25 protein-coding genes are annotated in these 26,258 nt (G+C 62.9%); 23 read left to right on the top strand and 2 right to left on the bottom strand.

What is annotated here, in order from left to right; translation table 11 throughout:
• Positions 1 to 14 precede the first annotated feature (14 nt).
• The 19 genes from GYH35_RS06340 (at position 15) to GYH35_RS06250 (ending at position 20,238) form a co-directional block, all read left to right on the top strand.
• Positions 15 to 1,121 carry a flagellar basal body P-ring protein FlgI gene (locus GYH35_RS06340; RefSeq protein WP_161816369.1) on the top strand — a complete coding sequence of 369 codons (1,107 nt, stop codon included), beginning with the start codon at positions 15 to 17 and terminating at the stop codon, positions 1,119 to 1,121.
• Positions 1,122 to 1,133: 12 nt separating this feature from the next.
• Positions 1,134 to 2,072: a flagellar assembly peptidoglycan hydrolase FlgJ gene (gene flgJ, locus GYH35_RS06335; RefSeq protein ID WP_161816370.1), complete on the top strand. Its 939-nt coding sequence runs from the start codon at positions 1,134 to 1,136 to the stop codon at positions 2,070 to 2,072.
• Positions 2,073 to 2,110: 38 nt separating this feature from the next.
• A complete protein-coding gene (flgK, locus tag GYH35_RS06330; RefSeq protein WP_161816371.1) occupies positions 2,111 to 4,003 on the top strand; it encodes a flagellar hook-associated protein FlgK in 1,893 nt (630 codons plus the stop codon).
• Between the two features lie 114 nt (positions 4,004 to 4,117).
• Positions 4,118 to 5,326, top strand: coding sequence for a flagellar hook-associated protein FlgL (flgL, locus tag GYH35_RS06325; RefSeq protein ID WP_161827912.1), 1,209 nt, complete (start codon positions 4,118 to 4,120; stop codon positions 5,324 to 5,326).
• Between the two features lie 234 nt (positions 5,327 to 5,560).
• Positions 5,561 to 6,985 (top strand): flagellin N-terminal helical domain-containing protein, encoded by a 1,425-nt coding sequence (locus GYH35_RS35240; RefSeq protein WP_161816373.1) that lies wholly within the window; start codon positions 5,561 to 5,563, stop codon positions 6,983 to 6,985.
• A 22-nt stretch (positions 6,986 to 7,007) separates the two neighbouring features.
• Positions 7,008 to 7,385 (top strand): flagellar protein FlaG, encoded by a 378-nt coding sequence (locus GYH35_RS06315; protein WP_161816374.1) that lies wholly within the window; start codon positions 7,008 to 7,010, stop codon positions 7,383 to 7,385.
• A gap of 21 nt (positions 7,386 to 7,406) precedes the next feature.
• Complete coding sequence (fliD, locus tag GYH35_RS06310) at positions 7,407 to 8,783, top strand: flagellar filament capping protein FliD (RefSeq protein WP_161816375.1); 1,377 nt, start codon at positions 7,407 to 7,409, stop codon at positions 8,781 to 8,783.
• Positions 8,784 to 8,844: 61 nt separating this feature from the next.
• The gene (gene fliS, locus GYH35_RS06305) at positions 8,845 to 9,249 is read left to right on the top strand and encodes a flagellar export chaperone FliS (protein WP_161816376.1); all 405 of its coding nucleotides are present in this window, start codon (positions 8,845 to 8,847) and stop codon (positions 9,247 to 9,249) included.
• Positions 9,246 to 9,590 (top strand): hypothetical protein, encoded by a 345-nt coding sequence (locus GYH35_RS06300; RefSeq protein ID WP_161827911.1) that lies wholly within the window; start codon positions 9,246 to 9,248, stop codon positions 9,588 to 9,590. The genes fliS and GYH35_RS06300 overlap by 4 nt, the downstream gene beginning before the upstream one ends.
• Before the next feature lie 5 nt (positions 9,591 to 9,595).
• Complete coding sequence (locus GYH35_RS06295) at positions 9,596 to 10,162, top strand: PilZ domain-containing protein (RefSeq protein ID WP_129644813.1); 567 nt, start codon at positions 9,596 to 9,598, stop codon at positions 10,160 to 10,162.
• A gap of 314 nt (positions 10,163 to 10,476) precedes the next feature.
• Positions 10,477 to 11,985 (top strand): sigma-54 interaction domain-containing protein, encoded by a 1,509-nt coding sequence (locus GYH35_RS06290; RefSeq protein ID WP_202624104.1) that lies wholly within the window; start codon positions 10,477 to 10,479, stop codon positions 11,983 to 11,985.
• A 189-nt stretch (positions 11,986 to 12,174) separates the two neighbouring features.
• Positions 12,175 to 13,314, top strand: coding sequence for a sigma-54 interaction domain-containing protein (locus GYH35_RS06285; protein ID WP_308683778.1), 1,140 nt, complete (start codon positions 12,175 to 12,177; stop codon positions 13,312 to 13,314).
• A gap of 19 nt (positions 13,315 to 13,333) precedes the next feature.
• Positions 13,334 to 13,699: a flagellar hook-basal body complex protein FliE gene (gene fliE / locus GYH35_RS06280; protein ID WP_161816379.1), complete on the top strand. Its 366-nt coding sequence runs from the start codon at positions 13,334 to 13,336 to the stop codon at positions 13,697 to 13,699.
• 55 nt (positions 13,700 to 13,754) lie between these two features.
• Positions 13,755 to 15,500 (top strand): flagellar basal-body MS-ring/collar protein FliF, encoded by a 1,746-nt coding sequence (fliF, locus tag GYH35_RS06275; RefSeq protein ID WP_161816380.1) that lies wholly within the window; start codon positions 13,755 to 13,757, stop codon positions 15,498 to 15,500.
• Positions 15,493 to 16,509, top strand: a complete 1,017-nt coding sequence (gene fliG, locus GYH35_RS06270; RefSeq protein ID WP_161816381.1) for a flagellar motor switch protein FliG — start codon at positions 15,493 to 15,495, stop codon at positions 16,507 to 16,509. Before fliF ends, fliG begins: the two co-directional genes overlap by 8 nt.
• A complete protein-coding gene (locus GYH35_RS06265; RefSeq protein WP_161827910.1) occupies positions 16,506 to 17,219 on the top strand; it encodes a flagellar assembly protein FliH in 714 nt (237 codons plus the stop codon). The genes fliG and GYH35_RS06265 overlap by 4 nt, the downstream gene beginning before the upstream one ends.
• Complete coding sequence (gene fliI, locus GYH35_RS06260) at positions 17,216 to 18,574, top strand: flagellar protein export ATPase FliI (RefSeq protein ID WP_161816383.1); 1,359 nt, start codon at positions 17,216 to 17,218, stop codon at positions 18,572 to 18,574. The genes GYH35_RS06265 and fliI overlap by 4 nt, the downstream gene beginning before the upstream one ends.
• A 303-nt stretch (positions 18,575 to 18,877) precedes the next feature.
• On the top strand, positions 18,878 to 19,315 hold the full coding sequence (fliJ, locus tag GYH35_RS06255; RefSeq protein WP_161814814.1) for a flagellar export protein FliJ: 438 nt from the start codon (positions 18,878 to 18,880) through the stop codon (positions 19,313 to 19,315).
• A 35-nt stretch (positions 19,316 to 19,350) separates the two neighbouring features.
• Positions 19,351 to 20,238: a flagellar hook-length control protein FliK gene (locus GYH35_RS06250; RefSeq protein ID WP_161827909.1), complete on the top strand. Its 888-nt coding sequence runs from the start codon at positions 19,351 to 19,353 to the stop codon at positions 20,236 to 20,238.
• A gap of 2 nt (positions 20,239 to 20,240) precedes the next feature.
• Here GYH35_RS06250 and GYH35_RS06245 read toward each other — a convergent pair whose 3' ends face one another.
• Complete coding sequence (locus GYH35_RS06245) at positions 20,241 to 20,981, bottom strand: helix-turn-helix domain-containing protein (protein ID WP_161827908.1); 741 nt, start codon at positions 20,979 to 20,981, stop codon at positions 20,241 to 20,243.
• 129 nt (positions 20,982 to 21,110) lie between these two features.
• Between GYH35_RS06245 and GYH35_RS06240 the strand changes: the two genes are divergently transcribed.
• The 4 genes from GYH35_RS06240 to GYH35_RS06225 all read left to right on the top strand — a co-directional run bounded on the left by GYH35_RS06240 (position 21,111) and on the right by GYH35_RS06225 (position 25,087).
• A complete protein-coding gene (locus GYH35_RS06240) occupies positions 21,111 to 22,547 on the top strand; it encodes an FAD-binding oxidoreductase (RefSeq protein ID WP_161827907.1) in 1,437 nt (478 codons plus the stop codon).
• A complete protein-coding gene (locus tag GYH35_RS06235; protein ID WP_161814810.1) occupies positions 22,544 to 23,002 on the top strand; it encodes a hypothetical protein in 459 nt (152 codons plus the stop codon). The genes GYH35_RS06240 and GYH35_RS06235 overlap by 4 nt, the downstream gene beginning before the upstream one ends.
• Positions 22,999 to 23,586 carry a 2-hydroxychromene-2-carboxylate isomerase gene (locus GYH35_RS06230; RefSeq protein ID WP_161827906.1) on the top strand — a complete coding sequence of 196 codons (588 nt, stop codon included), beginning with the start codon at positions 22,999 to 23,001 and terminating at the stop codon, positions 23,584 to 23,586. Before GYH35_RS06235 ends, GYH35_RS06230 begins: the two co-directional genes overlap by 4 nt.
• A gap of 109 nt (positions 23,587 to 23,695) precedes the next feature.
• On the top strand, positions 23,696 to 25,087 hold the full coding sequence (locus GYH35_RS06225; RefSeq protein WP_161827905.1) for a family 43 glycosylhydrolase: 1,392 nt from the start codon (positions 23,696 to 23,698) through the stop codon (positions 25,085 to 25,087).
• A gap of 3 nt (positions 25,088 to 25,090) precedes the next feature.
• Here GYH35_RS06225 and GYH35_RS06220 read toward each other — a convergent pair whose 3' ends face one another.
• A complete protein-coding gene (locus GYH35_RS06220; RefSeq protein WP_161827904.1) occupies positions 25,091 to 26,212 on the bottom strand; it encodes a hypothetical protein in 1,122 nt (373 codons plus the stop codon).
• Between the last annotated feature and the right edge of the window lie 46 nt (positions 26,213 to 26,258).

Here is a 26,258-nt window from a genome sequence, read left to right as displayed (position 1 = left end):
GGGTCGAAAGAGTGATGAATCTCACAAAGCTGCTCACCTCGCTGACGATTGCCGCGATGTTTGTCGTGCCGGCTCACGCCGAGCGCGTCAAAGATCTGGCGTCGGTGGCCGGCGTCCGCGGCAACCAGCTGGTGGGCTACGGCTTGGTCGTCGGCCTCGACGGCACAGGCGATCAGACGTCGCAGGCGCCGTTCACCATTCAAAGCATCCGTAACATGCTGGCGAAGTTCGGCGTGACGATTCCGGCGAACGTGAATCCGCAGCTGAAGAATGTTGCCGCCGTGACGGTGCGTGCCGATCTGCCGGCGTTCTCGAAGCCCGGCCAGACGATCGACATCACGGTGGACTCGATCGGCAATGCGACCAGTCTGCGCGGCGGCAGCTTGCTGATGACTCCTCTGCGCGGTATCGACGGCGAGGTGTACGCGATCGGTCAGGGCAGCCTGGTGGTCAGCGGCTTCGGCGTGCAGGGCAAGGACGGCTCGCGTGTTTCTCTCAACGTGCCGAGCTCGGGCCGCGTACCGAACGGCGCATCGGTCGAGCGCTCTGTGCCGAGCAACTTTGCGAGCGAGCCGTATGTAACGTTGAATCTCAATACCCCGGATTTCACGACGGCGGCCCGTTTGACGGACGGCATCAACAAGATGCTCGGTCCCGACACGGCTCGCGCTGTCGATGCTGTTTCGGTCCGCGTGCAGGCGCCGACGGATGCCAGCCAGCGCATCTCCTATCTCTCGACGCTCGAAGCCATCGAGATTCAGCCGGGTGAAGCGCCGGCGCGCGTGATTGTGAATTCCCGCACCGGCACAGTCGTGATCGGCTCGGCCGTGCGCGTGACGCCGGCCGCTGTTGCTCACGGCTCGCTGTCGGTGACGATCACTGAGCGCAACGATGTGAGCCAGCCGAACGCGTTTTCCGATGGCCAGACCGTCGTGACGCCGCGTTCCGATATCAAGGTCGATCAAGGCGCGGCACGCATGTTTGTGTTCAATGCGGGCGTCAATCTCGATGAGATCGTGCGCGCCGTGAATCAGGTCGGCGCTGCGCCGGGCGACCTCGTCGCCATTCTCGAAGCGCTGAAAGAAGCGGGCGCGCTGCGCGCCGAGCTGATCGTCATCTAAAGGGCGCCCACCATGACCGCGCCCATCAATGCCTCGTTCGACTTCGCCGCCCTGGCGTCATTGCGCAATGACGCGACCTCCAAGCAGGACGTGGCGACGCTGAAAGAAGCCGCGAAACAGTTCGAAAGCCTGTTCACGCAGATGATGCTGAAGAGCATGCGCGACGCCAATCGCAGCTTTGGCGAAGGCTCGATGTTCGACAGCTCGCAGGGCGATTTCTACCAGGACATGTTCGACGACCAGATCTCGCTGGAGTTGTCGAAGGGCAAGGGTCTGGGCCTGGCGGACGTGCTCGTGCGCCAGCTGGCGCAGTCGGGCATGGTCAAGGGCGCGGATGCTGCGGCCGCCGCACAGGCCGAGTTCCCCGCGACCACACAGAATGTTTCTGCCGCCGGCGACCATCAGCCGCTGGCAAAGTCGAAAGAAGACTTCGTGAAGATGATGTGGCCGCACGCGCAACGCGCCGGCCAGGCACTCGGCGTGGACCCGAGTGCGCTCGTCGCTCAGGCCGCGCTCGAAACGGGCTGGGGCCGTGCAGTTCCCAACCACTCGAGCGGCTCGAGCTTCAACTTGTTTGGTATCAAAGCGGGCTCGGGCTGGGAAGGCGCGACCGCGACTGTGCCGACGCTGGAATTCGAACAGGGCGTCGCCGTGCGCAAGGTCGAGCGTTTCCGCGCTTACGACTCGCCGGCCGACAGCTTCAACGACTATGCCCGGCTGATCGGCAACAACCCTCGGTATGAAAACGCCCGAGGCGCGGGTGGTGATGTGGCCACCTTCGCCTCGGCGTTGCAGGAAGGTGGCTATGCCACCGATCCGAATTACGCGCAGAAGATCGTCGCGGTAGCCGACGAAGTCCGCGCATTGACTCAATCCTCATCAGACAAGTCCCTAAAGTTCGCTGCAGCGGCGCCGACAAACAACGGCAGCGGCGGACTGCGTCGGTTCTGAGCTGATGAGCTACTCGCAACCGCTTTTCCGGTGAAGTCATGGCAGACCTTTTGAACACCAGCATTTCCGGCTTGCTCGCGTTTCAGCGCGCGCTGGATGTGACCAGCCATAACATCACCAACGCCAATACGCCGGGCTACAGCCGGCAGTTGCCGGACTTCCAGACTCGCACGCCGCAGTTCCTCGGCGGCAACTGGGTAGGCAGCGGCGCGGACGTGTCCACCGTCAATCGCGCTTACGACAACTTCCTGTCCAGTCAGGCGCGCAGCGCGTCGAGTGCTTACTACCAGTCGAACACGTACGCGACTCAGGCGGCACGCATCAGCAATCTGTTCGGCGACTCGACCACGGGTCTGAGCGCAGCGATGCAGAAGTTCGTCAACTCGTTGCAGGCCGTTTCGGATTCGCCGAATTCGACCGCGGCCCGCCAGACCATGCTGGCCGAGGCGCAGACGCTGGTCGATCGCTTGAAGAGCTACGATTCCAGCCTGAAGAGCCTCGACACCCAGGTGAACGCTTCGATCAGCGCCGAGGCCGATACCATTACCTCGCTGGCGCGCGGCATCGCCGATCTGAACAAACAAATCGCCAGCGGTTATGCGCAATCCGGCCAGGCGCCGAACGATCTGCTCGACCAGCGCGACAAGCTGATCGACGAGCTGTCGACGCACGTGAATGTCAACGTCACCAAGACCGACGACAACCAGTTGAACGTATTCATCGGCAACGGCCAGCCATTGGTGGTCGGCGCCGATCCGGCGAAAGTGGTGGCGACCAGCGATCCATACGATCCGACGCGCAAGCGCCTGGCAGTGCAGTCGAGCGTCGGCACTATCGATATCACCGGCTCGATCGCCGGCGGCAGCCTGGGCGGCTTGCTCAACTTCCGTACAGAAATGCTCGATCCGGCGCGCAATACCATCGGCAAGCTGAGCGTCGCGCTGAGCGATGTGATGAACGAACAGCACAACGCCGGCATGGATCTCAACGGCGACATGGGCGGCGACTTCTTCGCGGTCGGCGACGTCGTGGTTCGTTCGCATACCAACAACACCGGCACGGCCGGGGCGACCGTCACGCGCACCGATGCCGGCGCGCTGACGAATTCCGATTACATTCTCACGAACACGGCGGGAGGCTGGAGCCTGCGTCGCGCAGATACCGGCGCGGTCGTGCCGATGACCGGCACGGGTACCGCCGGCGATCCGTTCGTGGCCGATGGCCTCTCGATTGTCGTGAGCGGCGCGGCTGCCGTCGGCGACAGCTTGAAGATCATGCCGACGACGGGCGCGGTCGGCGGGATGAAGGTGTTGATCACCGATCCGAACGAGATCGCGGCCGCGGCGCCCATCGCTGCCCAAGCGACTGCGGGCAACCAGGGCAACGCCACGATCAGCCCGGGCGAGGTGTTGAATCCCACCAACCCGAATTTGCGCACGGCGACGACGATCACTTTCACCAGCGCGACGACCTATCAGATCAGCGGCGATCCGACCGTGTACACGTACACGCCGGGCGCCGACATCGACGCCAACGGCTGGCGCGTCGAGATCAATGGCACGCCGGTGGCAGGCGACTCGTTCACTGTCCGAGACAACAGCAACGGCACGGGCGACAACCGCAACATGCTGCTGCTTGCCGGCCTGATGAACGAGCCGGTGATGAACAACGGCCAGACCTCGCTGTCGCAAGGCATCGGTCAGTTCGTCGGCGACATCGGCGTCAAGACCAACCAGGCGCAGGTGACGGCGGCGGCGCAGAAAGTGGTCTCCGAGGAAGCGCAGGACGCCATGCAGTCGGTCTCCGGCGTGAACCTCGATGAAGAAGCCGCCAACCTGCTGCGCTATCAGCAGGCTTACATGGCGATCTCGCAAATGATTCGAGTCGCGGACAGCTGCTTCCAGTCCGTGCTCCAGGCGACTGGTGGGTGAGCCCGGATGCCTTTTTGAAGACACTTAACGTGTCTTCAAACCGGGCGAACGCCGGTACACGGATGTAACGGCTGGCGAACGTTCCAGGGATGGCTGCTTGAGAAGAGGTTGAATATGCGCATGTCCACTCTTGGCTTTTCGATGGGCTCGCTCAGCGCGATGATGGAACAGCAGTCCTCGCTTGCGAAGCTGCAGAACCAGATGGCGCTCGGCTTGCGCGTCACCACGCCGGCCGACGATCCGATCGCCTACGTGCACATCCAGGAGCTGCAGCGCTCGCAGTCCGAGTCGGAGCAGTTCTCGAAGAACAGCACGCTCGCGAAAAATCGTTTGAGCCTGGAAGAACAGGCGTTCGTCGACATGAGCAGCGCGATGGGCCGCGTGCGCGAGCTGGTGGTGTCGGCGGGCAACACGGCCACGCTGAGCGACGCCGATCGCGAATCGATCGCGACCGAGCTGGCGCAGCGCCTGGACGAGATCCAGGACATCGCCAACCGCCAGGACGGCAATGGCGAATATTTGTTTTCCGGCTACTCGACCCGCACGCAGCCGTTCACGGGCGGCGAGGGCACGCCGATCAACTACATGGGCGATCAGGGCGCGCGGCAGCTGCAGATTTCCAGCACGCAGCGCATCGCCGACAGTCACAACGGTTATGAAGTGTTCGTGAATATTCCGGAAGGCAACGGCACGTTCTCGACGGCCGTGAATATGAGCAACACCGGCTCCGGCAGAATCGACGTGGGCTCGGTGGTCGATCGGCCGAGCTGGGTGCCGGACGATTACACCATCACTTTCACGTCGCCGACCGCCTATGAAATCACCGACGGCGCCACTCCGGCGAACGTCGTACAGACCGGCACATACACCGCCGGCAGCGCAATTGCATTCAATGGCGTGAGCGTGACCGTCAGCGGCGCGCCAGCGACCGGCGATTCCTTCACGGTGAACCGCAGCCGTAACGAAAGCGTGTTCGAGACGATCGGCGACGTCGTCGAGCTCCTCAGGCAGCCCGCGGGCAATGCCACAGCGAACGCCAAGCTGACTTCCACGCTTTCGGGCTCTCTCCAGCAGCTGGATCAAGCGACCGATCATTTCCTCGGCGTGCGCGCTCAAGTGGGCACGCGGCTGGCTGCGCTGGACTCGGCGGACGCCTCTCGCGAAGCGATGGATATCGATACGGCCAGCGCCTTATCAGATCTGCGCGACCTGGACTATGCGCAGGCGCTCACAAAAATGAATCAACAGCTGGTCGGCCTGCAGGCCGCGCAGCTGTCCTATAGCAAGATCTCGAATCTGTCGCTCTTCAACTATCTGCGTTGATAGAGAAATACAGACCTCTTTGCGTAGGCTTTTTACCCTTTGCTCGCCACTGTAAAGCGACTGTCCGTGACCGAGTCCTCAGTTTGTATCGCTGGGGGAAACCCCACTCAAGTTCCCCCGGGACGCACCGATACAGGACTCGAACAGCAGTCCGGCGCACATCACGCCGTAAGTGCTGAGAGCAAGCCGGAGGACAGGGGTCCTGCGGCGAAGTAATCACCAGGAGTTAGATTCATGGCACTTGTTATCAACACGAACGTGATGTCGCTGAACGCTCAGCGTAACCTGTCGACATCCGCCAACCAGTTGGCGACCTCCCTGCAGCGCCTGTCTTCCGGTCTGCGCATCAACAGCGCGAAAGACGACGCCGCCGGTCTCGCCATTTCCGACCGCCTGACTTCGCAGATCAACGGCCTCACGGTCGCTGCTCGTAACGCGAACGACGGTATCTCTCTCGCCCAGACGGCCGAAGGCGACCTCGCCCAGATCGGCAACAACCTGCAGCGTATGCGCGAACTCGCCGTGCAGTCTGCCAACGCGTCGAACAGCGCCTCTGACCGCGCTGCCTTGAACGCCGAAGTGCAGCAGCTCGCCGAGGAAATCGACCGCGTCGCCCAGGCTTCTGCCTTCAACGGCGTGAAGCTGCTCGACGGTTCGTTCCAGGCTCAGACCTTCCAGGTCGGCGCCAACGCGACCGCCACCGACCAGATCACGGTCTCTTCGATCGCCAATGCCCGCTCGAGCGCGCTGGGTGCGTTCAACGGCTTCCAGGCGAGCAACCAGGCGCTCACCACGGGTGGCACCTTCTCCGTCGATACCGGCGCTGGCGCAGTGACGGTTGCGGGCGGCGCGACGCTCAACGATACGAAGTCGCTGGTCAACGCGATCAACTCGCAGGGCATCCAGGGCTTGACGGCGCATGCCGACGCCACGACTGCCACGGGTACGGTGGGTGCCGCTGCTTCGGCCAGCGGTAACTCGACTCTGACCATCAACGGCATCCAGATCACGATCGCCGGCTCGGCCAGCTCCGCTTCGAACGTTGCCAACGCGGTGACCGCGATCAACGCGCAGTCGGCTGCTACGGGCGTGACGGCGGTGGACACGGGTGCGGGCCTCGAGCTGACGGCTGCTGACGGTCGTAACATCGCGGTCGCTGGCTTCGCCGCTGGCGGCGCCACGGGCGCTACCCTGGCCAGCTACGGCCTGGGTGGTTTGACCACGCACACCGCGACGTTCGACGTGACTTACGTCGCTCCGAACGACGTTACGTCGATCACCTTCGGCGGCACGGCGGTGACGGGCCTGGGCACTGCTGCGAACACGATCGCGCAGACCGGCACGGCCATCAGCGCCATCGACGTGACGACTTCTGACAATGCGCGTAACGCGCTCGCCTCGATCGACGCCGCGCTGAGCCAGATCAGCGGCGCGCGCGCCACGCTCGGTGCGACTCAGAACCGCTTCTCGTCGGTCGTTGCCTCGCTGCAGACCACTGCTGAGAACTTGACTGCTTCGCGCAGCCGAATCCAGGACGCGGACTTCGCGTCTGAAACGGCGGCGATGACCAAGGCCCAGATCCTGCAGCAGGCGGGTACGGCGATGGTCGCGCAGGCGAACTCGGCTCCGCAGAACGTGCTCTCGCTGCTCCGCGGCTAATGAGCACTCGATGGAGTGAATGATGAGCAGGCTTGACGCAAGTCAGGTCGAAGCGGGCGGGGAGATCGCAAGATCTCCCCGCTCGCCGTCATTTCCGCAGCCGACCACGGCTGCCGAAGCGACGCAGGCTCAAAAGCCCGCTGTGCAAGCCACCAACGTGGCTGTCGAACCTTCCGCCGAAGAGGTGAAGCGCGCGGCTCAGCAGTTGGAAACATTCATGCAGAGCATGAATCGGTACTTGGAATTTCGGATCGACGAGGACAGCGGTCGCACGGTGGTCACGGTCAAGGACCGCAACACGGGCGACACCATTCGTCAGATCCCCTCGGAAGAAGTGCTGCGCCTGGCGCAGAATCTGGGCGGCAAGGCCCACACCGGTCTGATCGATCAGACCGTGTAACGAACGAAGGAAGAACCAACAATGGCAACGTCAGGTGTGGTGGGCGGCTCGACGATCGACGTGAACACGCTGGTGTCCCAGCTGGTTGCGGCCGAACGCAAACCGCTGGACGATCAGCTGGCGCGTGCGGTTTCCAAGAACACTCTGCAGATTTCCGCGACCAGCGCCTTGCTCGGCGCGCTGTCTTCCTTCCAGTCTGCGTTGAACGGTTTGAAAACCACCAACGTATTCAGCGGCCGCTCTACGACGAGCAGCAATGAAGACATCGTGACTGCCACCGCCTCGGCCAATGCCGCGCCGGGCAGCTACGATGTGGAAGTCGAGCGCCTCGCGACCGCGCAACAGATTTCGTCGACGGGGTTTGCGGCCGGCCCGACCACGGTGGTCGGCTCGGGCACGCTGACGATCTCGCTCGGTGGCGCCAGTTTCAGCGTCGGTGTCGCCGACCCGGCCAACACGCTCGCGGACATTCGCAACGCCATCAATTCTTCCGCCAACAATCCGGGCGTCAGCGCTTCGATCATCAATGCCGCCGATGGCGCGCACCTGGTGCTCACGTCGACCAAGACCGGCGCTGCCAATGCGATTCAAGTGACGCAGACGGGCACGCTCTCGGCGCTCGAGTACACGCCCACCAACCAGGCGAATTACACACAGCTGCGGCCCGCGCAGGACGCTTTGGTGAATGTCGCCGGTTATTCGACGACCAGCGCGACCAATTCCATCACGGGCGTGATCGACGGCGTGACGTTGAATCTGGAGTCGGCCGCCGACAACACCACCGTCAGTGTCACCGTGGGCTACGACGACGCCAAAGCGAAGGACAAGATCAAGTCTTTCGTGACCGCTTACAACTCACTGCGCAGCATGATGACGCGCCTGGGCGGCTATGACTCCGCGAGCGGGACGGCGGGTCCGATGCTGGGCGATTCGATTTTGTCCGGCATCGATGCTGAGCTCCGTCGCACGTTGTCGAACCCGGTGACCGAGGCTGGTCCGGCCATGCAAACGCTTGCGTCCATCGGCATCAATTCTTCGCCCAAGGACGGCACGCTGACCATCGACGACGCCAAGCTGGATGCCGCCCTGGACAGCAACTTCGACGGCGTGGCGCGCCTGTTCGGCTCGCCCGAGACGGGCGTGGCCGCGAAATTGTACGATCAGATCGAAGATCGCCTTGCCGATGGCGCCGCCATCGACACGCGCAACAAGACCCTGCAGGCGGAGCAGAAAGCGCTGACCAAGAAGAAGGGCGATATCGACCTCCGCATGCAGATCGTGCAGCAGACGTATCTGAAGCAGTTCACCCGGCTGGACACGCTGCTTTCGAGCCTGTCGGCCACGTCCGCGTATCTGGCTCAGCAGATCGATTCGCTGCCGAGCTGGTCGCCGAATTAAGCGCCTCAAGTAACGACCCAGGACGCCGTTATCCACTTCAGGGATTGATGGAGCATTGAGCATGCTGGGTTACGCAAAATCGTCGAATCTTGCCGCCTATCAGAGCGCAGCTGCGCATGGTGGCGTGGCGGCTTCGGACCCGCATCGCCTGATCGTGATGTTGCTGGATGGCGCGCTCGAGCGCATCGCCACCGCGCGTGGCTGCATGCAGCGGAACGAGACCGCCGAGAAGGCCCGGCTGATCAATCGCGCCATGTCCATTGTCGGTGAGCTGCGCAACAGTCTCGATTTGCGCAATGGCGGACAGATCGCCGCCAACCTCGCCGAGCTGTACGATTACATGTGCCGCCGCCTGCTGCTCGCCACCACCGAAAACAAGGTGGAGATGCTCGACGAAGTCAGCACGCTGTTGCATGAGATCCGTAGTGCGTGGCTCGCGATTGCTCCGGAGGGCCGTGGCAGATGAGCTCGATCATTGCCGATGGCGTACTGGCCGCCACTCACAAGCTCGTCCAGCAGGCCATGACCGGCCAATGGCAGGACGTGCCGAAGACGGTGCAGGAGCGCCGTGAGCTGCTCGACAACCTGTCGGCGTCCGCGTCGCCGCAGGATCGCCAGTGGCTGGGCGCGCTCCAGCAGGCGATGGCCGAATCCGATGCGGCCGTGGCGAAGATCGCACCGGCGAACGTATTGCCTCACTTCGATCCCAAGGCACAGACACAAGGAACGGTCGCGAACGGCGTGGTCGACACGCCCGACTCGGCTGCGGTGGACAGCATGATGGAGCTGCTCAGACAGAGCAGATAGCTGCTATGTATGAAGGATTAGACACGGTCATTCTGTACGAAGAGCTCGCCTACGAAGACGTGCTGCCGGTGGCCTGGCGGCCGCTGCCCGAACCGTTCGATCCCGCCATCGTCGGCAGCTTCGCCGACCGCAACCTGCGCGTGCTGCAGGCGGTCGCGGCGCTCGACGAGCATGGCCAGATCGAGAAGCCCGACGAGAACGCCCCGCACGCCGCCGACATCATGCGGCTGGAAATGAAAATGAACCTGCTGCTGGACATGGTCGGCGCGCTGCTGATCGCCAGCCGTCCGCGCCCCAAGCCCGCAGCGGTGCGTTTCAATGCGCTCGGCGGAGTGTTCCAAGGCTCATCGCCGTTCCCGCCACTGGGCAACCAGGGCGTGCTCGAGGTCTATCTGCGCGATTGCGTCGCCGATCCGTTGCGCCTGTTCGGGCGCATTGCTTCGGTAAGCCCTGACGGCAAGGTCAAGGTGCGCTTCGTGCCGCCTGGCGAGAACATTTCGGACCTGCTCGAGAAGCTCGCATTTCGCAAGCATCGCCGTCAGGTCGCGGGCGTCCGCCAGCCGAAGAAATAACACTCCCGCCTGTTGAGTCGGCAAGTGTTGTCACCGGCAACGAGTGTGACGCGCTTCGCACCCGATTTGCGCGCGCCAATTGTCCGACGCAGTTTCGATACTGTTTAGCCGCGATGAAAGTGCGCGCCAGTGCGCATTTTTTTGCGGTCTGCACCATGCTTTACTCAGCTCTCCCCTGAGCCGTGCGCCAAATTTCTGGCAGCAGTTCACGCACACGCGGCGTTCAGGGTTAGCCTGATAGAGCGATTCCTTCCCAGGCACAGAATGCCTGTCAGGCATACAAAGACTGACGCGCTTGAGCGCGAGGCGTAGGAATGAATTTGAACGACACCCAGGCGAGAAGCCTGACCATCCAGCAGGCCGTCGTGTACGACAGCGATCCTGGGCGGGCAGAAAAAGTCGCGGACGTTTTGCGTGAACTGAGTCTCGAGCCGCTGTTGATCGATCACTGCGCCCTGATGCGCGCCATGATCCAGACCCCCAACAATCCTCCCGCGCTGCTGGTTGGCGATGTCGCCGACTGCGATTGGGTCGAGCTGGGCGCCGCCTTGCGCGAGCAACTCAGCGACATCCCCGTGGTGGCCTACGGCTCCTCGACGGTCGCCGATCAATTGATCGCCCATGTGGGCGCGCCCCGTGTGCGCCGTCTCACATTTCCGTTCAAGTCCACGGTGCTGGGCACTGCGTTGCGCATGCCTGCACAAGCTACACAGGCCGAAGTCGGCGAAGTGGCCATGCCCACCGGCAGCTCGGCCGCGATTCGCGATGTTACGCGCCTCATCCGCCAGGTCGCCGCTCACGACTCCAGCGTGCTGATCCTGGGCGAGTCGGGCACCGGTAAGGAGCTGGCTGCTCGTGCCGTCCATGAGGCGAGCCCGCGTCGCCAACGTCCGTTCGTCGCCATCAACTGCGGCGCCATCCCCGCGGAGTTGCTGGAGAGCGAACTGTTCGGCCACGAGAAGGGCTCCTTCACCGGCGCCATTGCGGCTCGCAAGGGACGCTTCGAGATCGCCGAGGGCGGCACGCTGTTCCTCGACGAGATCGGCGACATGAGCCTGCCCATGCAAGTGAAACTGCTCAGGGTGCTGCAGGAGCGGGTGTTCGAGCGCGTCGGCAATCACACGCCGATCCGCTGCAACGTCCGCATCATCGCCGCGACTCACCGCAACCTGGAGGAGTCGATCGCCAAAGGCACGTTCCGCGAGGACCTGTTCTACCGCTTGAACGTGTTCCCCATCGAAATGCCGGCGCTGCGGACCCGCATCGACGATCTGGCGATGCTGGTGCGGGACTTTTCCGAGCGCAACGTCGCCGAAGGCCGCAGCCGTGTAGAACTGACCGCGCGTGCACTGAAAGTGCTGAGCCACTATCCGTGGCCCGGCAACGTGCGCGAGCTCGGCAACCTGATCGAGCGTCTTTCCATCCTGTGCCCGAACCGGCTAGTCGACGTGGCCGATCTGCCGCTGAAGTACCGTCCGGCGGATCTGCTGGCCGAGCTGGATCTGAGCGCCGACCTGCAATTGCCGGTGGAGACGCTGGAGTCCGAGCTGGAAGCGGAAGAAGCGCTGGATGAAGACCGTGAAGTCATGTCCATGCTGGCCAGCGAGCCGGCCGAGTCCGCGGTCGTGCAGCTGCCCCCGGATGGCATCGACCTGCGCGATCACCTGTTTACAATCGAGCGCGATCTCATCCAGCAGGCGCTGAGCCGCGCTGGCGGCACCGTCGCTCATGCGGCCCGTCTGCTCAAACTGCGTCGTACGACGCTGGTCGAGAAGCTCCGCAAATTCCACATGCTCAACGAGGCGGCCGCGTCGGAACTTTGACGTACGCGGCGCGCGTCCCGCTCGCCCCGAGTGCTTCCCTCAGCACAACCCTGACTTCGATGGCCGCGATTGCCGCGGCAAACCTTTGCCGGTGTGATGGGCTCCACAGGATTCACCGGCAAAACCTCTCCGCTGCGGCACTGGAACAGAACTTGCTCCCTATGGGGTGGCAACCAGAGACCCGTACGAATGAGCGCAGTGTCACAAACAGAGTTCGACGACGTGAGCACCGAAGCGGCCGTCAATGACGACGCCGTGGAGACGGTGGAGTCACGCGCGGCGCTCTCGTCATCGGATGACATGGTCGCGATCGCCGACACGTCGCGCCGCCTGGCCGACCTCGCGCGTCGCGTCGCCGCCAGCGACTGCACGGTGCTGATCGCGGGCGAGTCGGGCACCGGCAAGGAAGTACTGGCCCGTTTCATCCATCGCCATTCGCCTCGCGCCAGCAAAGCCTTCGTGGCGGTGAACTGCGCCGCGATTCCGGAAAACATGCTCGAAGCCATTCTGTTCGGCTACGAGAAAGGTTCGTTCACGGGCGCGCATGCCAGCCATGCCGGCAAGTTCGAGCAGGCGCAGGGCGGCACGCTGCTGTTGGATGAAGTGACCGAGATGCCGCTGGGCTTGCAGGCCAAGCTGCTGCGCGTTCTGCAGGAACGTGAAGTCGAGCGCCTGGGCGGTCGTTCTTCCATTGCTCTGGACGTACGCGTGCTCGCGACTACCAACCGTAACCTGCGTGCCGAAGTCGCCGCCGGCCGGTTTCGTGAAGACCTCTACTATCGTTTGAATGTGTTTCCTCTGCAGACCTCGCCGCTGCGCGAGCGTCGCGATGACGTGTTGCCGCTGGCGATGCGTTTGTTGACGGCCCGCTGCCGCGCTGGCGAACGCATTCCTGCGCTGAGCGCCGATGCCGCTCACATGCTGTTGCTGTATCCCTGGCCGGGCAACGTGCGCGAGTTGGACAACGTCATGCAGCGTGCATTGATTCTCGCGAACAGCTCGGTGATCCAGCCGGAGCACATCCATCTCGAGATCGAAGGTCTGGATGCGCTGCCGGCCGCGCTGGCCGCCGCGAGCCAGACGGTTCGCGATTTCGTGGCCGCGCCTCAGCGTCCGGCCGCTCAAGAAACAGCGCGCAAGAACGGCACGGCGGAGGGCGGCTTGTCCGACTCTCTGTCCAGCGCCGAGCGCGATTTGATCCTGGACGCTTTGCGTTCGGACAACGGCAATCGCCAGGCCGCCGCCAGGCGCCTGGGTATCAGCCCGCGCACGCTGCGTTACAAATTGCAGCGGCTGCGTGAAGCGGGCTTCGTGGTTCCTGCGGCCTGACACAGCTGAGTAAACGCACATGTCTTCATTACAGATCGACGCCGTGCTCTCGCAGATCCGCGCCATGCAGTCGCAGATCAAGGGTGTCGGCGGTGGCGTCGGCGCTCCGCAGAACGATGTCGCCAAAGTGGCGGGTGTGGAAAGCGCGGTTCAGTCGCCGACCAACTCGTTCGCGAACGTGTTGAAACAAGGACTGGATTCGGTCAGCCAGACGCAGGCGCGCGCCTCGGACATGGCGACCAAGTTCGAGCAGGGCGTGCCCGGCATCGAGCTGCCGCAAGTGATGTTGGAAATGCAGAAGGCCAGTGTTTCCTTCCGCGCGGTCACCGAAGTGCGCAATCGCTTCGTGAGCGCGTACCAGGAAATCATGAACATGCCTATTTAATGGCTAGCGACCAACCAATGATTATGGGTTTCGATGGAATCGTTCGGAGTGAAGGATGAGCGCTGAAGCAGCAGCATTGCCGTCGCCTGCGCAGCAGATGGCGGGGTTGCCCGAAACGTCGACGCCGGCGCAGCCGCCGCGTCCGTCGCTCATTCCGCCGGCCTTCAAGCCGCTCGTGCTGCTGATCGGCATCGCGGCCGCCGTGGCTGCCGGCGTCGGCATCGTGTTGTGGTCGAAGGAGCCGACGTACAGCCTGTTGTACGGCAACCTCGGTCAGCAGGATGCCGCGCAGATCGCGCAGGCGCTCGATACCAACGGCATTCCATATAAGCTCGAAGGCACCGGCGCCATCACTGTGCCGGCCGATCGCGTGCACGATGCTCGCTTGAAACTCGCCGGCCAGGGCTTGCCCGAAGGCGATGGCGGTTTCTCCGTCATGTCGAAGGATCCGGGCTTCGGCGTCAGTCAGTTCATGGAAGGCGCGCGTTATCAGCACGCGTTGGAAACCGAGCTGGCTCGCACGATCACAAATCTGCAGGCCGTCGAAGGTGCGCGTGTGCACCTCGCGTTGCCGCGTCAGTCCGCTTTCGTTCGCGATCGTCGTAAGCCGAGCGCCTCGGTGTTCCTGCAGATGAAGCCGGGCCGTCGTCTCGAGTCGGAGCAGGTGACTGCGATCGTCAACCTGGTCGCGTCCAGCATCCCCGAGCTCGAGTCGCAGCAGGTCACGGTGGTCGATCAGCAGGGCCGCTTGTTGTCGTCGCCCGAAGGCATGAACACCGAAGTGGCCGAGCGCGAGAAACAGATGGAGATCGCGCGCGAGCTCGAAGATCGTTACACGCAGCGGGTCCAACAGTTGCTGGCGCCGTTGGTCGGCACCGATCGCGTGCGTGCCCAGGTCGTCGCCGATGTGGAAATGTCCACGACCGAAGAAGCTCGGGAGCAGTATCGCCCCGACAGCCAGATCGTTCGCAGCGAGCAACTCGCCGAAGAAACCAGTCGCAACGGCTCCGGTCCGCAGGGCGTACCGGGCGCGTTGACGAATCAGCCGCCGCAGCCGGGCACCGCGCTGCCGCCGGGTGCGAACGCCACGCCGGCTGCCGCCAATGGCGCGCCCGCTAATGCGAATGGCGCTGCTGGCGTCGCGCCGCCGGACAACACGTCCAAGCAGCAGACTCGCAACTACGAAATCGATCGCACGGTCGCGTACACCAAGTTGCCGGCCGGCCGTTTGAAGCGCCTCACCGTGGCGGTGTTGGTGGACAACCTGCGCTCGACGACCGAAGACGGCAAAGTGACTGAAACGGCGCTCACGCCGGAGCAGATCGAGAACATGACGAAGCTGGTGAAGGACGCGATCGGCTTCAACGAGCAGCGCGGCGACAGTGTCAGCGTCGTGAATCAATCGTTCCGCGGCGAGACCAAGCCGGAAGACATCGTGCCGGATGAGATCCCTCTGTGGGAACAGCCGCTGATGCGCGACGTGGCGAAGCTGCTGGTGGGCTTGATCGCGTTGCTGGTGCTGGTGTTCAGCGTGCTGCGCCCGATGCTCCGCAGCCTGCTCGGCGTACCGCCGAAGGCCGACAAGAAGAGCAAGGACAAGGACGGCAAGCAGGCTCAGATTCAACAGGTGACGCCGGTGCCGATGGCCGCAGTGGCCGGCCCTGCAGTAGCGGCCGCCGCTGATGGCGCTGCGGCGCCGCTCGATTATGACGGCCAGATCGCGGCAGCCCGCGCTCTGGTAACGCAGGATCCTGCACGTGTGGCGCAGTTGGTAAAGACGTGGGTCGGCGACGATGAGTAGGGAAAAGTCGGAAAGCAAGCGGAATGGCACCGAGCGTGCGGCCATCCTGTTGCTGTCGCTCGGCGAGGCCGAAGCGACGGAAATCATGAAGCACATGGGCGCCAAGGACGTGCAGCGTATCGGCGCCGCCATGACTCAGTTGCAGAACATCTCACGCGCCGAAGTGCAGAACGTGCTTTCGGAGTTCACCAGCGAGCTCGAGGAAAAGACCGCGCTCGGCATTGGCGTCGACGACTATCTGCGTAAAGTGCTGATCGGTGCGCTCGGCGAGGACAAGGCCGGCGGCGTGATCGATCGCATTCTGTTCGGCCGCTCCAGCAAGGGCTTGGAAGCGCTCAAGTGGATGGACGCCCGCGCGGTGGCCGAGCTGATCCGTCAGGAACATCCGCAGATCATTTCCATCGTGCTCGCGTATCTCGATGCCGATCAGTCGGCGGAAATCCTGTCGCAGTTCCCGGATTGGCTGCGCGCCGACGTGATCATGCGCATCGCGACGCTGGACGGCATTCAGCCGACGGCGCTGCATGAGCTCGACGAAGTGATCGAGAAACAATTCGCCGGCAAGACCGGCGCGCTCAAGACTTCGATCATCGGCGGCATCAAGACGGCGGCGCAGATCATGAACTTCCTGGACTCGAGCCAGGAGAGCGTGCTGATCGAAAACATTCGCAAGGTCGACGACACGCTCGGCGGCAAGATCCAGGACCTCATGTTCGTGTTCGGCGACCTGGTCGAGATCGACGATCGCGGCATGCAGGAAGTGCTGCGCGCCGTGCCGGGCGAGAAGTTGCTGCTCGCGATGAAGGGCGCGGACGACGAGCTCAAGGCGAAGATCTTCAAGAACATGTCGCAGCGTGCGGCTGAAATGCTCAAAGACGATCTCGAGTCGCGCGGGCCGGTGCGCCTGTCCGAAGTGGAAGCCGCGCAGAAAGAAATCCTGCTGCAGGTTCGTAAGATGGCCGAAGCGGGCACCATCCAGCTCGGCGGCAAAGGTGAAGAGTTCGTATGACGAATCCGGCGCGCTACGAATTGCCGAGCATCACCAGCATGCAGGCGGCCGTGCAGGGGCGTCGCCCCGGCAAGACCGTGCAGGAGCTGGAAGATCTCGAACAGCGCACGTACGAGGAAGCGTTTGCCAAGGGCCACGCCGAAGGTCGGGCCCAAGGGCTGGCCGCGGCCGAGCGCGAGATGCGTCCGCAAATCGAACAACTGCAGGCCCGGGTGCAGCGGCTCGACACCATCATCAATTCATTGGCGCGTCCGCTCGACGAGCTCGATCCGGAAGTCGAGGATCAGCTGTTGCAGCTCGCGCTGACGATCGGCCGTCATCTGGTGCGTCGTGAGTTGCGCATCGATCCGAGTCAGGTGATCGCGATCATTCGCGAGACCGTAGCTTTGCTGCCTGCATCGGCGCGCGATGTACGCGTTCATTTGCATCCTGAAGACGCCGCCGTCGTTCGTGAAAAGCTCTCTGCCCCGGTCGGCGAGCGCGCCTGGACGATTGCCGAAGACCCCGTCATGGGGCGAGGCGGGTGCCGTGTGACCACCGAGACTGCGCAGATCGACGCACGGTTGGATACGCGAATCGGCAGTGTCGTCAGCGCTCTGCTGGGCGATGAACGCGTTACGGCCATTCGCGGTGACGAAGGACAGGCTGCTGAAGCTGGCACGTCGGCGGACATGTTCGATGACAACGAGCCGGGCCCGGGGGTGGCATGAGCACTCCGGTCCTGCAACTCAAGCGCGGCGCGAACTGGGCCAAGCAGCTCCAGCGTGCCTCGAAGCTCGTCGATCGACTGGAGCCGCCGCCGGTCGAAGGCGTGCTCACTCGCATGATTGGACTTACGCTCGAAGCAGCGGGTTGTCAGGCGGCGATTGGCGATCGGTGTGACGTGTTGGGAACGAACGGTCACAGCGTCGAAGCCGAAGTCGTCGGCTTCTCGGGCGATCGTTTGTATCTCATGCCCACCGGCGACATTCACGGCCTCAAGCCGAACGCACGCGTCGTTCCTCGCACCGGCGCGGGCACGGCAATCGTCGGTCCCCAGCTCATGGGCCGCATCATCGATGGCGCAGGCAATGCACTCGATGGCCTCGGGCCGCTGAACTGCGAAGATCGCATTCGCATGGTCGGTGCGCCGATCAATCCATTGATGCGCAAACCGATCGAAGAACCGCTCGATGTCGGTGTGCGCGCGATCAACTCGTTGCTCACAGTCGGCCGCGGCCAGCGTATCGGTTTGTTTGCAGGTTCCGGCGTCGGTAAGAGCGTGCTGCTCGGCATGATGGCTCGCTATACGACCGCGGATGTGATCGTCGTCGGTCTGATCGGCGAGCGTGGTCGCGAAGTGAAGGAATTCGTCGAGCGCATTCTCGGGCCGGAAGGCCTGGCCCGCTCCATCGTCGTCGCATCGCCGGCTGATAATACTCCGCTGATGCGTTTGCATGGCGCGTGGCGCGCGACGGCCATCGCCGAATATTTCCGCGATCAAGGCAAGAACGTTCTGCTGATCATGGACTCGCTCACTCGTTTCGCACAGGCGCAACGTGAGATCGGTCTCGCGATCGGCGAAGCACCGGCAACCAAAGGTTATCCGCCGTCTGTGTTCGCCAAGCTGCCACAGCTCGTGGAGCGCGCAGGTAATGGCGATAGCGGCGCGGGTTCGATCACGGCTTTCTACACCGTGTTGAGCGAAGGCGACGATCAGCAAGATCCCATTGCAGACTCGGCGCGCGCGATTCTCGACGGTCACATCGTGCTGACGCGTCGTTACGCCGAAGCGGGTCACTATCCGGCGATCGATATCGAAGCGTCCATCAGCCGCGTCATGCACGAGATCGTGCCGCACGAGCATTCGACGATGGCGCGTCAGTTCAAACAAGCTTTGTCGACGTTCCAGCAGAACCGCGACCTGATCGCGATCGGTGCTTATAACAAAGGCAGCGATCCCCGCATCGACGCAGCCATTGCCGCGTGGCCGGCCATGCAGAAGTTCCTGCAGCAGAACGTCCACGAGTCGGTCGACTACCGCACCAGCCTGGCGCAGTTGCAGGCCTTGGTGGGAGGCGGCTGATGGGGCCTGCTGACTCTCATTTAATGGGCTGCGTTGCGCCTCCAATCGCCTGCAGCAAGGCGCAAAGCGCAGCCCCCTACGGGGGCAAGCTTTGTAACGCAGCGGCAGGCCCATGTCTTATATGGGAATCGGGAGGCGCAACCCATTTAATGAATAAATATCCTTTGATGGGACGAGCTATTGCGGTTCAGGACGTCGTTACTCCTCCCTTATGTACGGAGAGTACACGGCGGTCGTCGCGCCTAGCCCTGAACCGCAATAGCTCGTCGCAGCCCATTAAATGAGAGTCAGCAGGCCCCTTAGATGAAGCGAGCGAAACGACTCGAGCCCGTTCAGCACATCGTCGACGAGGCGCAAAAGCGTCTCGCGATGAGCGTGGCGGCGTTCGAAAAGCGGCTGTTGGACGGCGAGAAGAAGCTCGAAGAGCTGGTGCGCTACAAGGCCGAGTACGAACAGGGCTTCCAGCAGCGCGCCGCGGGCGGCATCGGCGTGATGGAAATGCGGGACTATCAAGCCTTTCTCGCAAGATTGGCTGAGGCCATCAAGCAGCAGGAGGCGCTTGTGAACCGCGCCCGCGCCGAACACGAAGCCGAGCGCGTAAAGTGGCAGGAAGCTTTGAAACGTTCCAAGGCGCTGGGCCACGTGGTCGAGCGCTGGCAGGCCGAAGAGCGCCATGTGACCGAACGACGCGAGCAGCGCGAAAGCGATGAGCGCGCCCAGCGAAAGACTCCCAGACCCTGATCATGACGCCCAGTGTTCCCTCCGCAGGTACTCCCATGTCAGTCGCCAGCACTTCCACGTCCGGCGCCGCTGCTCCGGCGACGTCTGCGTCGACCGCGCCGTCCAGCGTCTCGGTGGATTTCATGTCGATGCTGGGTCAGCTCGCGGGCGCCGTTGCGCCGACGCCGGCATCGACGGCCATGCAAACGGGTCCGGTGCTGGCCGCGGCCGAAGACACCGAAGAGTTGGACGGCGATGCCGAGTCCACCGACATGCTCGGCATGATGCCGATGTCGTTGCCTGTGATGCCGGCGGAAGTAAAGGCTGAGGGCAATGCGCAGGCAGCGACGCTGCTTGGTGTGGTCGCAGCGAGTGTGGGCAAGGGCAAAGATGCGGTCGCTCCGGAAGCGCAGTTGCTCAGCGATTTGATTCAACCGGAACAGGCTTCGGCGCAGGGCAAGTTCGAGATTCCGCAATTGCCGGAGAACGACAACGTGTCGCCGTTGCGCCAGGCCGAGTCGGCGCACGCTCGTCCGGTGAATGTTCCTGTCGGCAATGCGCAGTGGGCCGACGAGATCGGCTCGCGCATGACCATGATGGTGGAGCAGGGCAAGCACACGGCGTCGTTGCGTTTGTCGCCCGAACATCTCGGCCCGCTGGAAGTGCGCATCACCGTGAATGGCGATCAAGCGTCGGTGCAGTTCGGGGCTGCGCACGTCGATACCCGCAATGCCATCGAAAACGCTTTGCCGCGCTTGCGTGAAATGTTCGCGTCTCAAGGCTTGTCGCTGGCCGATGCCAACGTCTCTCGCGAACCGCCGCGTCAGCAGCAGAATCCCACGCCGCAGTCTTCCTCATCTTCGTCCAGCTTCGGCGGCGAAGACGGTGCGGCTGCGGTGTCGGCCGCTCAGGTCAGGCTCGGACTGCTCGACGCGTACGCCTAGCTTCATCCTTTCTTTCGCAGCCCGTCGTACATAGAAAACACCCACGGTCGCAAGGCCAGCAGTAACCCCATACTGCGCTTGTCCTTATCGGGCAGCCCGGCGTCGAGTGCGGCAAGCTCGGCGAAATCTCGCGCCAGCATCTCGGCCTTGCGCGTCAGGATCTTTGCCGACGCGTCGGACAACTCGGCCGAAGCAAAGCTGATCGACTCGTGACGGCCGGTGAAATCGGCCTGCAGGAATTCCGTTTTCACCTGTTGCTCATAGAGCCGTCGCACCGGCCCGTTACTGCGCCAGGAGATCACATTCGAGGTGCGCAGGCGTACTTTCAGCTTCGGCTGCAGCTCGATCAGCTTCGCTGCATCGAGCTTGACCAGCAGACGCCGCAGCTCCCGTTCCGGCAAGTCCAGCTCGCTCGCAATCGCCGGCGGCTCGTGTCCATTGAGCAGCAGATGAAAGCAGGCGAGCAGGTGTGAATCGGTGGCCAGCGTTTCTTCCTGCTCGGTCGTGAGCTGTTGGCCTCCGGGAGTGGTTTGTTGAGCCGCCATTCTGGCGACTTCCACGATGCTCAATCCCAACGCCGTGCAGATCTGCTCCAGCCGCGCGAGCGAGAAGGTCTCCTCGGCGAAGATGCGCTTGATCGAGGCTTCGCTCAGGCCGACCGTTGCGGCCAGGTCTCGATAGGTCGTGCCCCGCGCCTTCAGGCTGCGTTTCAACACGGCGACGATCTGCGCGCACTCGCTCATCGGATGGGATCCCAGTTCGGTCGGATGAGGCCCAGAGTATTGGATTTCGCAACTTCTGCAAGGCCGGTTGCGAATTCCGGGCAGGGGGCGGCACGCTCGCCCGACCCCATGGCAGCCTGAAGGAACAACATGAGCGCGCTGGCAACGTTCGAGTCGAGGGAAGAACATCGCGAGGTCTGCAACGACAAGCACTCCCATCTCAATTCGACGAGCGTACTCGGCCGAATCGCGCCGCGGGCCGTTGAGGATGTGGTCAGAGCTGTACGACATGCCGAGCAGCGTGGCCAAAGCCTGAGTGTCGCCGGATCGTGTCACGCGATGGGCGGCCAGCAGTTTGCCACCGACGCGTGGCTGCTCGACATGCGCTCAATGGACAAGGTACTCGGCTTCGATCGCGAGCGAGGGATCATTCATGCGCAGGCCGGGATCACTTGGCCGGACTTGATACGACACTACGTGATTGCGCAGCGTGGTGGGGCGAGCGCGTGGGGCATCCGGCAGAAACAAACGGGCGCGGATCGGCTGACGTTGGGCGGCGCTGTCGCTGCGAATATTCACGGACGAGGGCTTGCCTATGCGCCCTTCGTCAACGACATCGAATCTGTCGAAGTGGTGCGGGCAGACGGCTCAGTCGTCGAGTGCAGCCGTGCGCACAACTACGATCTGTTTCGTCTGGTTGTCGGTGGCTATGGACTGTTCGGCGTCGTGACCTCAGTGAAGCTGCGCTTGGCGCCGCGGCAGAAAGTGGAGCGCGTTGTCGAGCTCGCGCGCGTGGAGCAAATCATCGAACGCTTCCAGGAGCGAATCGATGCGGGTTATCTCTACGGCGACTTCCAGTTCTCGAGTGCGCCGGAGGATCGTGGGTTCCTGTCTCACGGAGTCTTCTCCTGCTATCGCCCGGTGGATCCCGATACCCCGATTCCGTCAGGTCAGATTCGCTTGTCACCGGCGGATTGGCGCCGCCTGCTGTATCTCGCTCATCGCAACAAGCTGCAGGCGTTCAACGAATTCGCGGACTTTTATCTGCAATCTTCCGGACAGATTTACTGGAGCGACACGCATCAGTTGAGCGTGTATCTGGACGACTACCACGGCAAGCTCGACGACGCGTTGCAGCCGCAGGTTGCCGGATCGGAAATGATCACGGAGCTGTATGTGCCTCGCGAGCAGCTGGCCGCCTTCATGCAGGATGTGCGTAAGGATTTCCTCAGGCACCGGGTCGACTTCATTTACGGCACGGTGCGACTGATCGAGCCCGATACCGAAACGTTCATGGCCTGGGCTCGCGAGCGCTTCGCGTGCGTCATTTTCAACCTGCACGTGGACCATGACGCTCGCGGCTTGACTACTTCAGCGGAAGCATTTCGCCGGTTGATCGACATCGCCATCGACCACGGCGGCAGCTACTTTCTCACCTATCATCGTCATGCCTCGCTCGGCCAGCTGCGGACCTGTTATCCCATGTTCGATCGATTCCTGGCCGCGAAAAGAAGCTTCGATCCACAGGAGCTCTTTCAAAGCGATTGGTACCGGCACTACCGCGACGAGCTCGCGAGGATGCCATGAACATCGAGCACGTATTGGACGCGAATCGGGCGCGACTGGCAGTGCTGTGGACTTGCACCGTCCTGTTCCTGCTGCGCGTCGTGGGGCAACTGGAAGTGCTGCTCGCCGCCCCGTCCTGGTTGCCGCCGATGAGCGACTGGTATTCAGGGCTGATTCCTTATCCGATTTTGGTGCCAGTGCAGATCGCGATCTTGATGCTCATGTCGGCCTTGGTGATGCGCGAGATGCAGACGGAACGTCGCCATGGGATGCCGTGGGTGCGCAGGTTCGCCATCGTCTACTTCGTGGCGATGGTACTGCGACTGCTGCTCCAGCTCCTGCGAGGCGCCGACAACGCGATCGATGCTGGAGGCATTCCGGTAGCGTTTCACTGGGTACTGGCGCTGTTTCTGCTAGTGCTGAGCAGGCCCCCGTCGGTTAGCATGGATGTCCGCGCAAAGAGGAAGCCTGCATGAAGATCGAGTTCTGGTTCGAGTTTGCCAGCACGTATTCCTACCCGGCGGCGATGCGTATCGAAGCGCTTGCGGCCAGTCGAGCCGTACAAGTGGTGTGGCGGCCTTTTCTGTTGGGCCCGATCTTTCAGCAGCAGGGCTGGAACGATTCGCCCTTCAATATTTATCAAGCAAAGGGACGGTACATGTGGCGCGATATGGAGCGCCTGTGCGAGCGTCAGGATATTCCCTTGCGCAAACCATCCGTGTTTCCGCGCAATGGTTTGCTCCCGGCGCGAGTCGTGTGTGCTCATTCAGAGCAAGCGTGGGTGCCGGGTTTCGTGCGTGCGATCTATCGCGCGAACTTTGCGGAGGACGCAGACATTTCCAGTGCTGCCATCGTGGAGCAATGCTTGACCGCGCTCGGTCAGGACGCCGCAACGATTCTGGCGACGTCGCAGACGCCGACGGCCAAGGACAAGCTCAAGGCTCAGACGGCGGAGGCGATGGAGCGGGGCATTTTTGGCGCGCCGTCGTTCGTTGTGGGAGACGAGCTGTTCTGGGGGAACGACCGGCTCGAAGATGCCCTCGCGTGGGCCCGCCGCTGATCGGTATTTCGACCCGGTTTTACCAGGGTCTTGCGCCGGTTTAAATTGTCAGACAATATAAATCCCGTCGGCCGACACGGATCAGTCACTCATCCAACGGGAGATTCCAATGACGGAACTGCACGGCCGGATACCTTTACCCCGCCTTCTGGCGGTCATCCTGTTCCTGCTCGGCTCGCTACTGCTGTTCAACCAACTGGCCCATGCGCAGGTCGCGCCGAGCCACGACCCCTCGCGCATGATCCGCAACGTCGACGGGCGCTATTGGATATTCACGACCGGCGACGGCGTCTGGGCGATGTCCTCGAGCAATGCCAACTTCACCGATTGGCGCGTCGAGAACCCGGTTTTTCCAGTGGGCACGTGGCCCAGCTGGATCAACAATTACGTGTCGGGATTCAACGGCTTCTTCTGGGCGCCGGATGTCATCAACGTCAACGGTCAGTATCGTCTTTACTATTCCTGCGCGGGACAGGGCGCGGCAGCGGCGATCGGACTGGCGACGGCGACCAACCTGGCCGGTCCGTGGACCGATCAAGGATTGGTCGTCGCCGGCAACAACGCCATCGATCCGGCGCCGCTGGTCGATGGCAGCAATCATTGGCTGACGTGGGGCAACTGGCAGACCGGCATCGACCTGCTCCAGCTGAATGCGTCGAACGGCAAGGCGCTCAATTCCAATCGCTGGGATCTCGTGCCCGGCCAGGTGGAAGCGCCCTATCTGCACAAGAACGGCAGTTATTACTATCTGTTCTTCCAGCGCGGCCTGTGTTGTAACGGGGTGAACAGCACGTACTACACGGTCGTCGGCCGCTCGACCAGCATCACCGGCCCGTATCTCGACAAGACCGGCGCGAGCGTGTTGAACGGCGGCGGCAGCATCTTCCTGCCCAATCGCGACGGCAGATACATCGGGCCGGGTCACGTGGGCGTCGGCGAAGGCAAGCTCACTTATCACTTCTACGACGGCAACGACAACGGCGCGGCGAAGCTCAGAATCACCACGATGAGCTTCAGCAACGGCTGGCCAGTCGCCGCGGGCGTAAACCTGCCGCCGCAAGGCGGAGCGCTCGCCAATGGCACGTATCGGATTCGCAATCGGGCAACCGGCAAGTATCTGGACAATCTCGGCGCGACGGCCGATGGCGCCAACGTCGCGCAGTGGGCATCCAGCAACAGCCCGAACCAGCGTTGGATACTCACGACCTCCGGTGGCTATTCGAAGTTGCGAGCAGTGACGGGCGGGAAATATCTGGACAGCGTCGGTCGCACAGCCGACGGCTCGGCGGTCGGGCAATGGACGGACAGTCCCAACTTCAATCAGCAGTGGACGCTGGTGGCGGTCGACTCCCACTACAAGATCGTCAATCGTGCCAACGGCAAGGCCGTGGACACCGGCGGTCAGACGGGCGACGGCGCCGTCATGCAGTTCTGGTACGACAACATCAGTTTCAACCAGCAGTGGGCGTTCGAATACGTCAGCTCGGCGACGAGCCCGTAGCTCTCACTTGCCGGGCATGGCCGGGCTGGTCCCGGCCATGCTCGCCGCGTGCTCTCTCGTGCGAGTGTCGCGCGCCAACACTTCGACGGCGGCTGCTCGAAGCTTGTCTGCAGGCACATCCGACAGATCGTCCTGTGCGGGCGTCGAACCGTTCGCGGACAGATACGCCTGCAGATCGCGTATCACTCGCTTGTTCGCGAACAGGTGCGGCACTTGTTCGTCGTCGCCTTGATCCCGGTTGAACTTGCCGAGCAGAAATCGCAGCGAGTCCCTCGACATCCACAGCTCGGTGAGCTTCGCGCGATATTCCAATTCCCAGGATGTCAGGTTGGGGAACTGCTGCAGATCGGCGAAGTGCTGAGTTTCGTGCCCGAGCAAGCTGGCACGGAACGCTTCGCTATCCAGACCCTGCGGAAATGCGGGGCCGACGGCATACACGCGCTCATCGGTGGCCCAGCCGCCATTCGAGCGACGCTCGCAGCGTGCATACGAGCTCCAGCCGCGCGAGACGAAGTCATTCAGCACCTCGAGTTGCACCGGATAAGTACGCTCGGGCAGCCGGACTTCGCGCACGGAGGAATCCTGAGTGCGCCAGACCATCAGTTCTCGCAGCGGCGGAGTGTTTCCCAGCTGCGAGTAGTAGCCTCGTGCACGCAGCTCGCGGGCGACTCGCTCATCCAGCGCGTCCCAGTCGATGATCGCATCCGACTCGCCCAGCAGAGCGCTGAGGCCGCGTTGGAGTTCGCGGCCATATTGATCGCGCGCGGCAGGGAACATCAATGCGTGCCACCAGTAGGTTTGATACAGCCCCAGTACATTACTGAGGAAAGCATCGCCTGCCTCGGGTCGCGCCGGCGGCGTGGCGTCGGAGCCGAATCGCTGCAGCATGCAGCGTCGATATACAACATCCTTGCCGGCGAAGTTACTTCTCGCTACCGATTGCAGCGACGAGGCCGCGAGCCTGGCGTTTCCCTGCAGCGCGGCTTTCATGGATTGCGCAATGGCCGCTTCGCCGACCGCAGTGGTGATGTCCCCATTTTCGCCGGCGGCGCAGCTCGTGGTGCTCAGCCATCCGCAAACGAAGAGAAGTGCCCCAGCCGCGGCCCGCCCGAATTGCTGAAACATCGCGCCCTCGACCAGATGAGACACCTGGCGAGTTGGACGCGAGCGG

The organism is Steroidobacter agaridevorans (assembly GCF_009932555.1).
In the GTDB taxonomy this organism is placed as follows: Bacteria; Pseudomonadota; Gammaproteobacteria; order Steroidobacterales; family Steroidobacteraceae; genus Steroidobacter; species Steroidobacter agaridevorans.
This window is presented reverse-complemented; position numbering and strand designations above follow the sequence as displayed.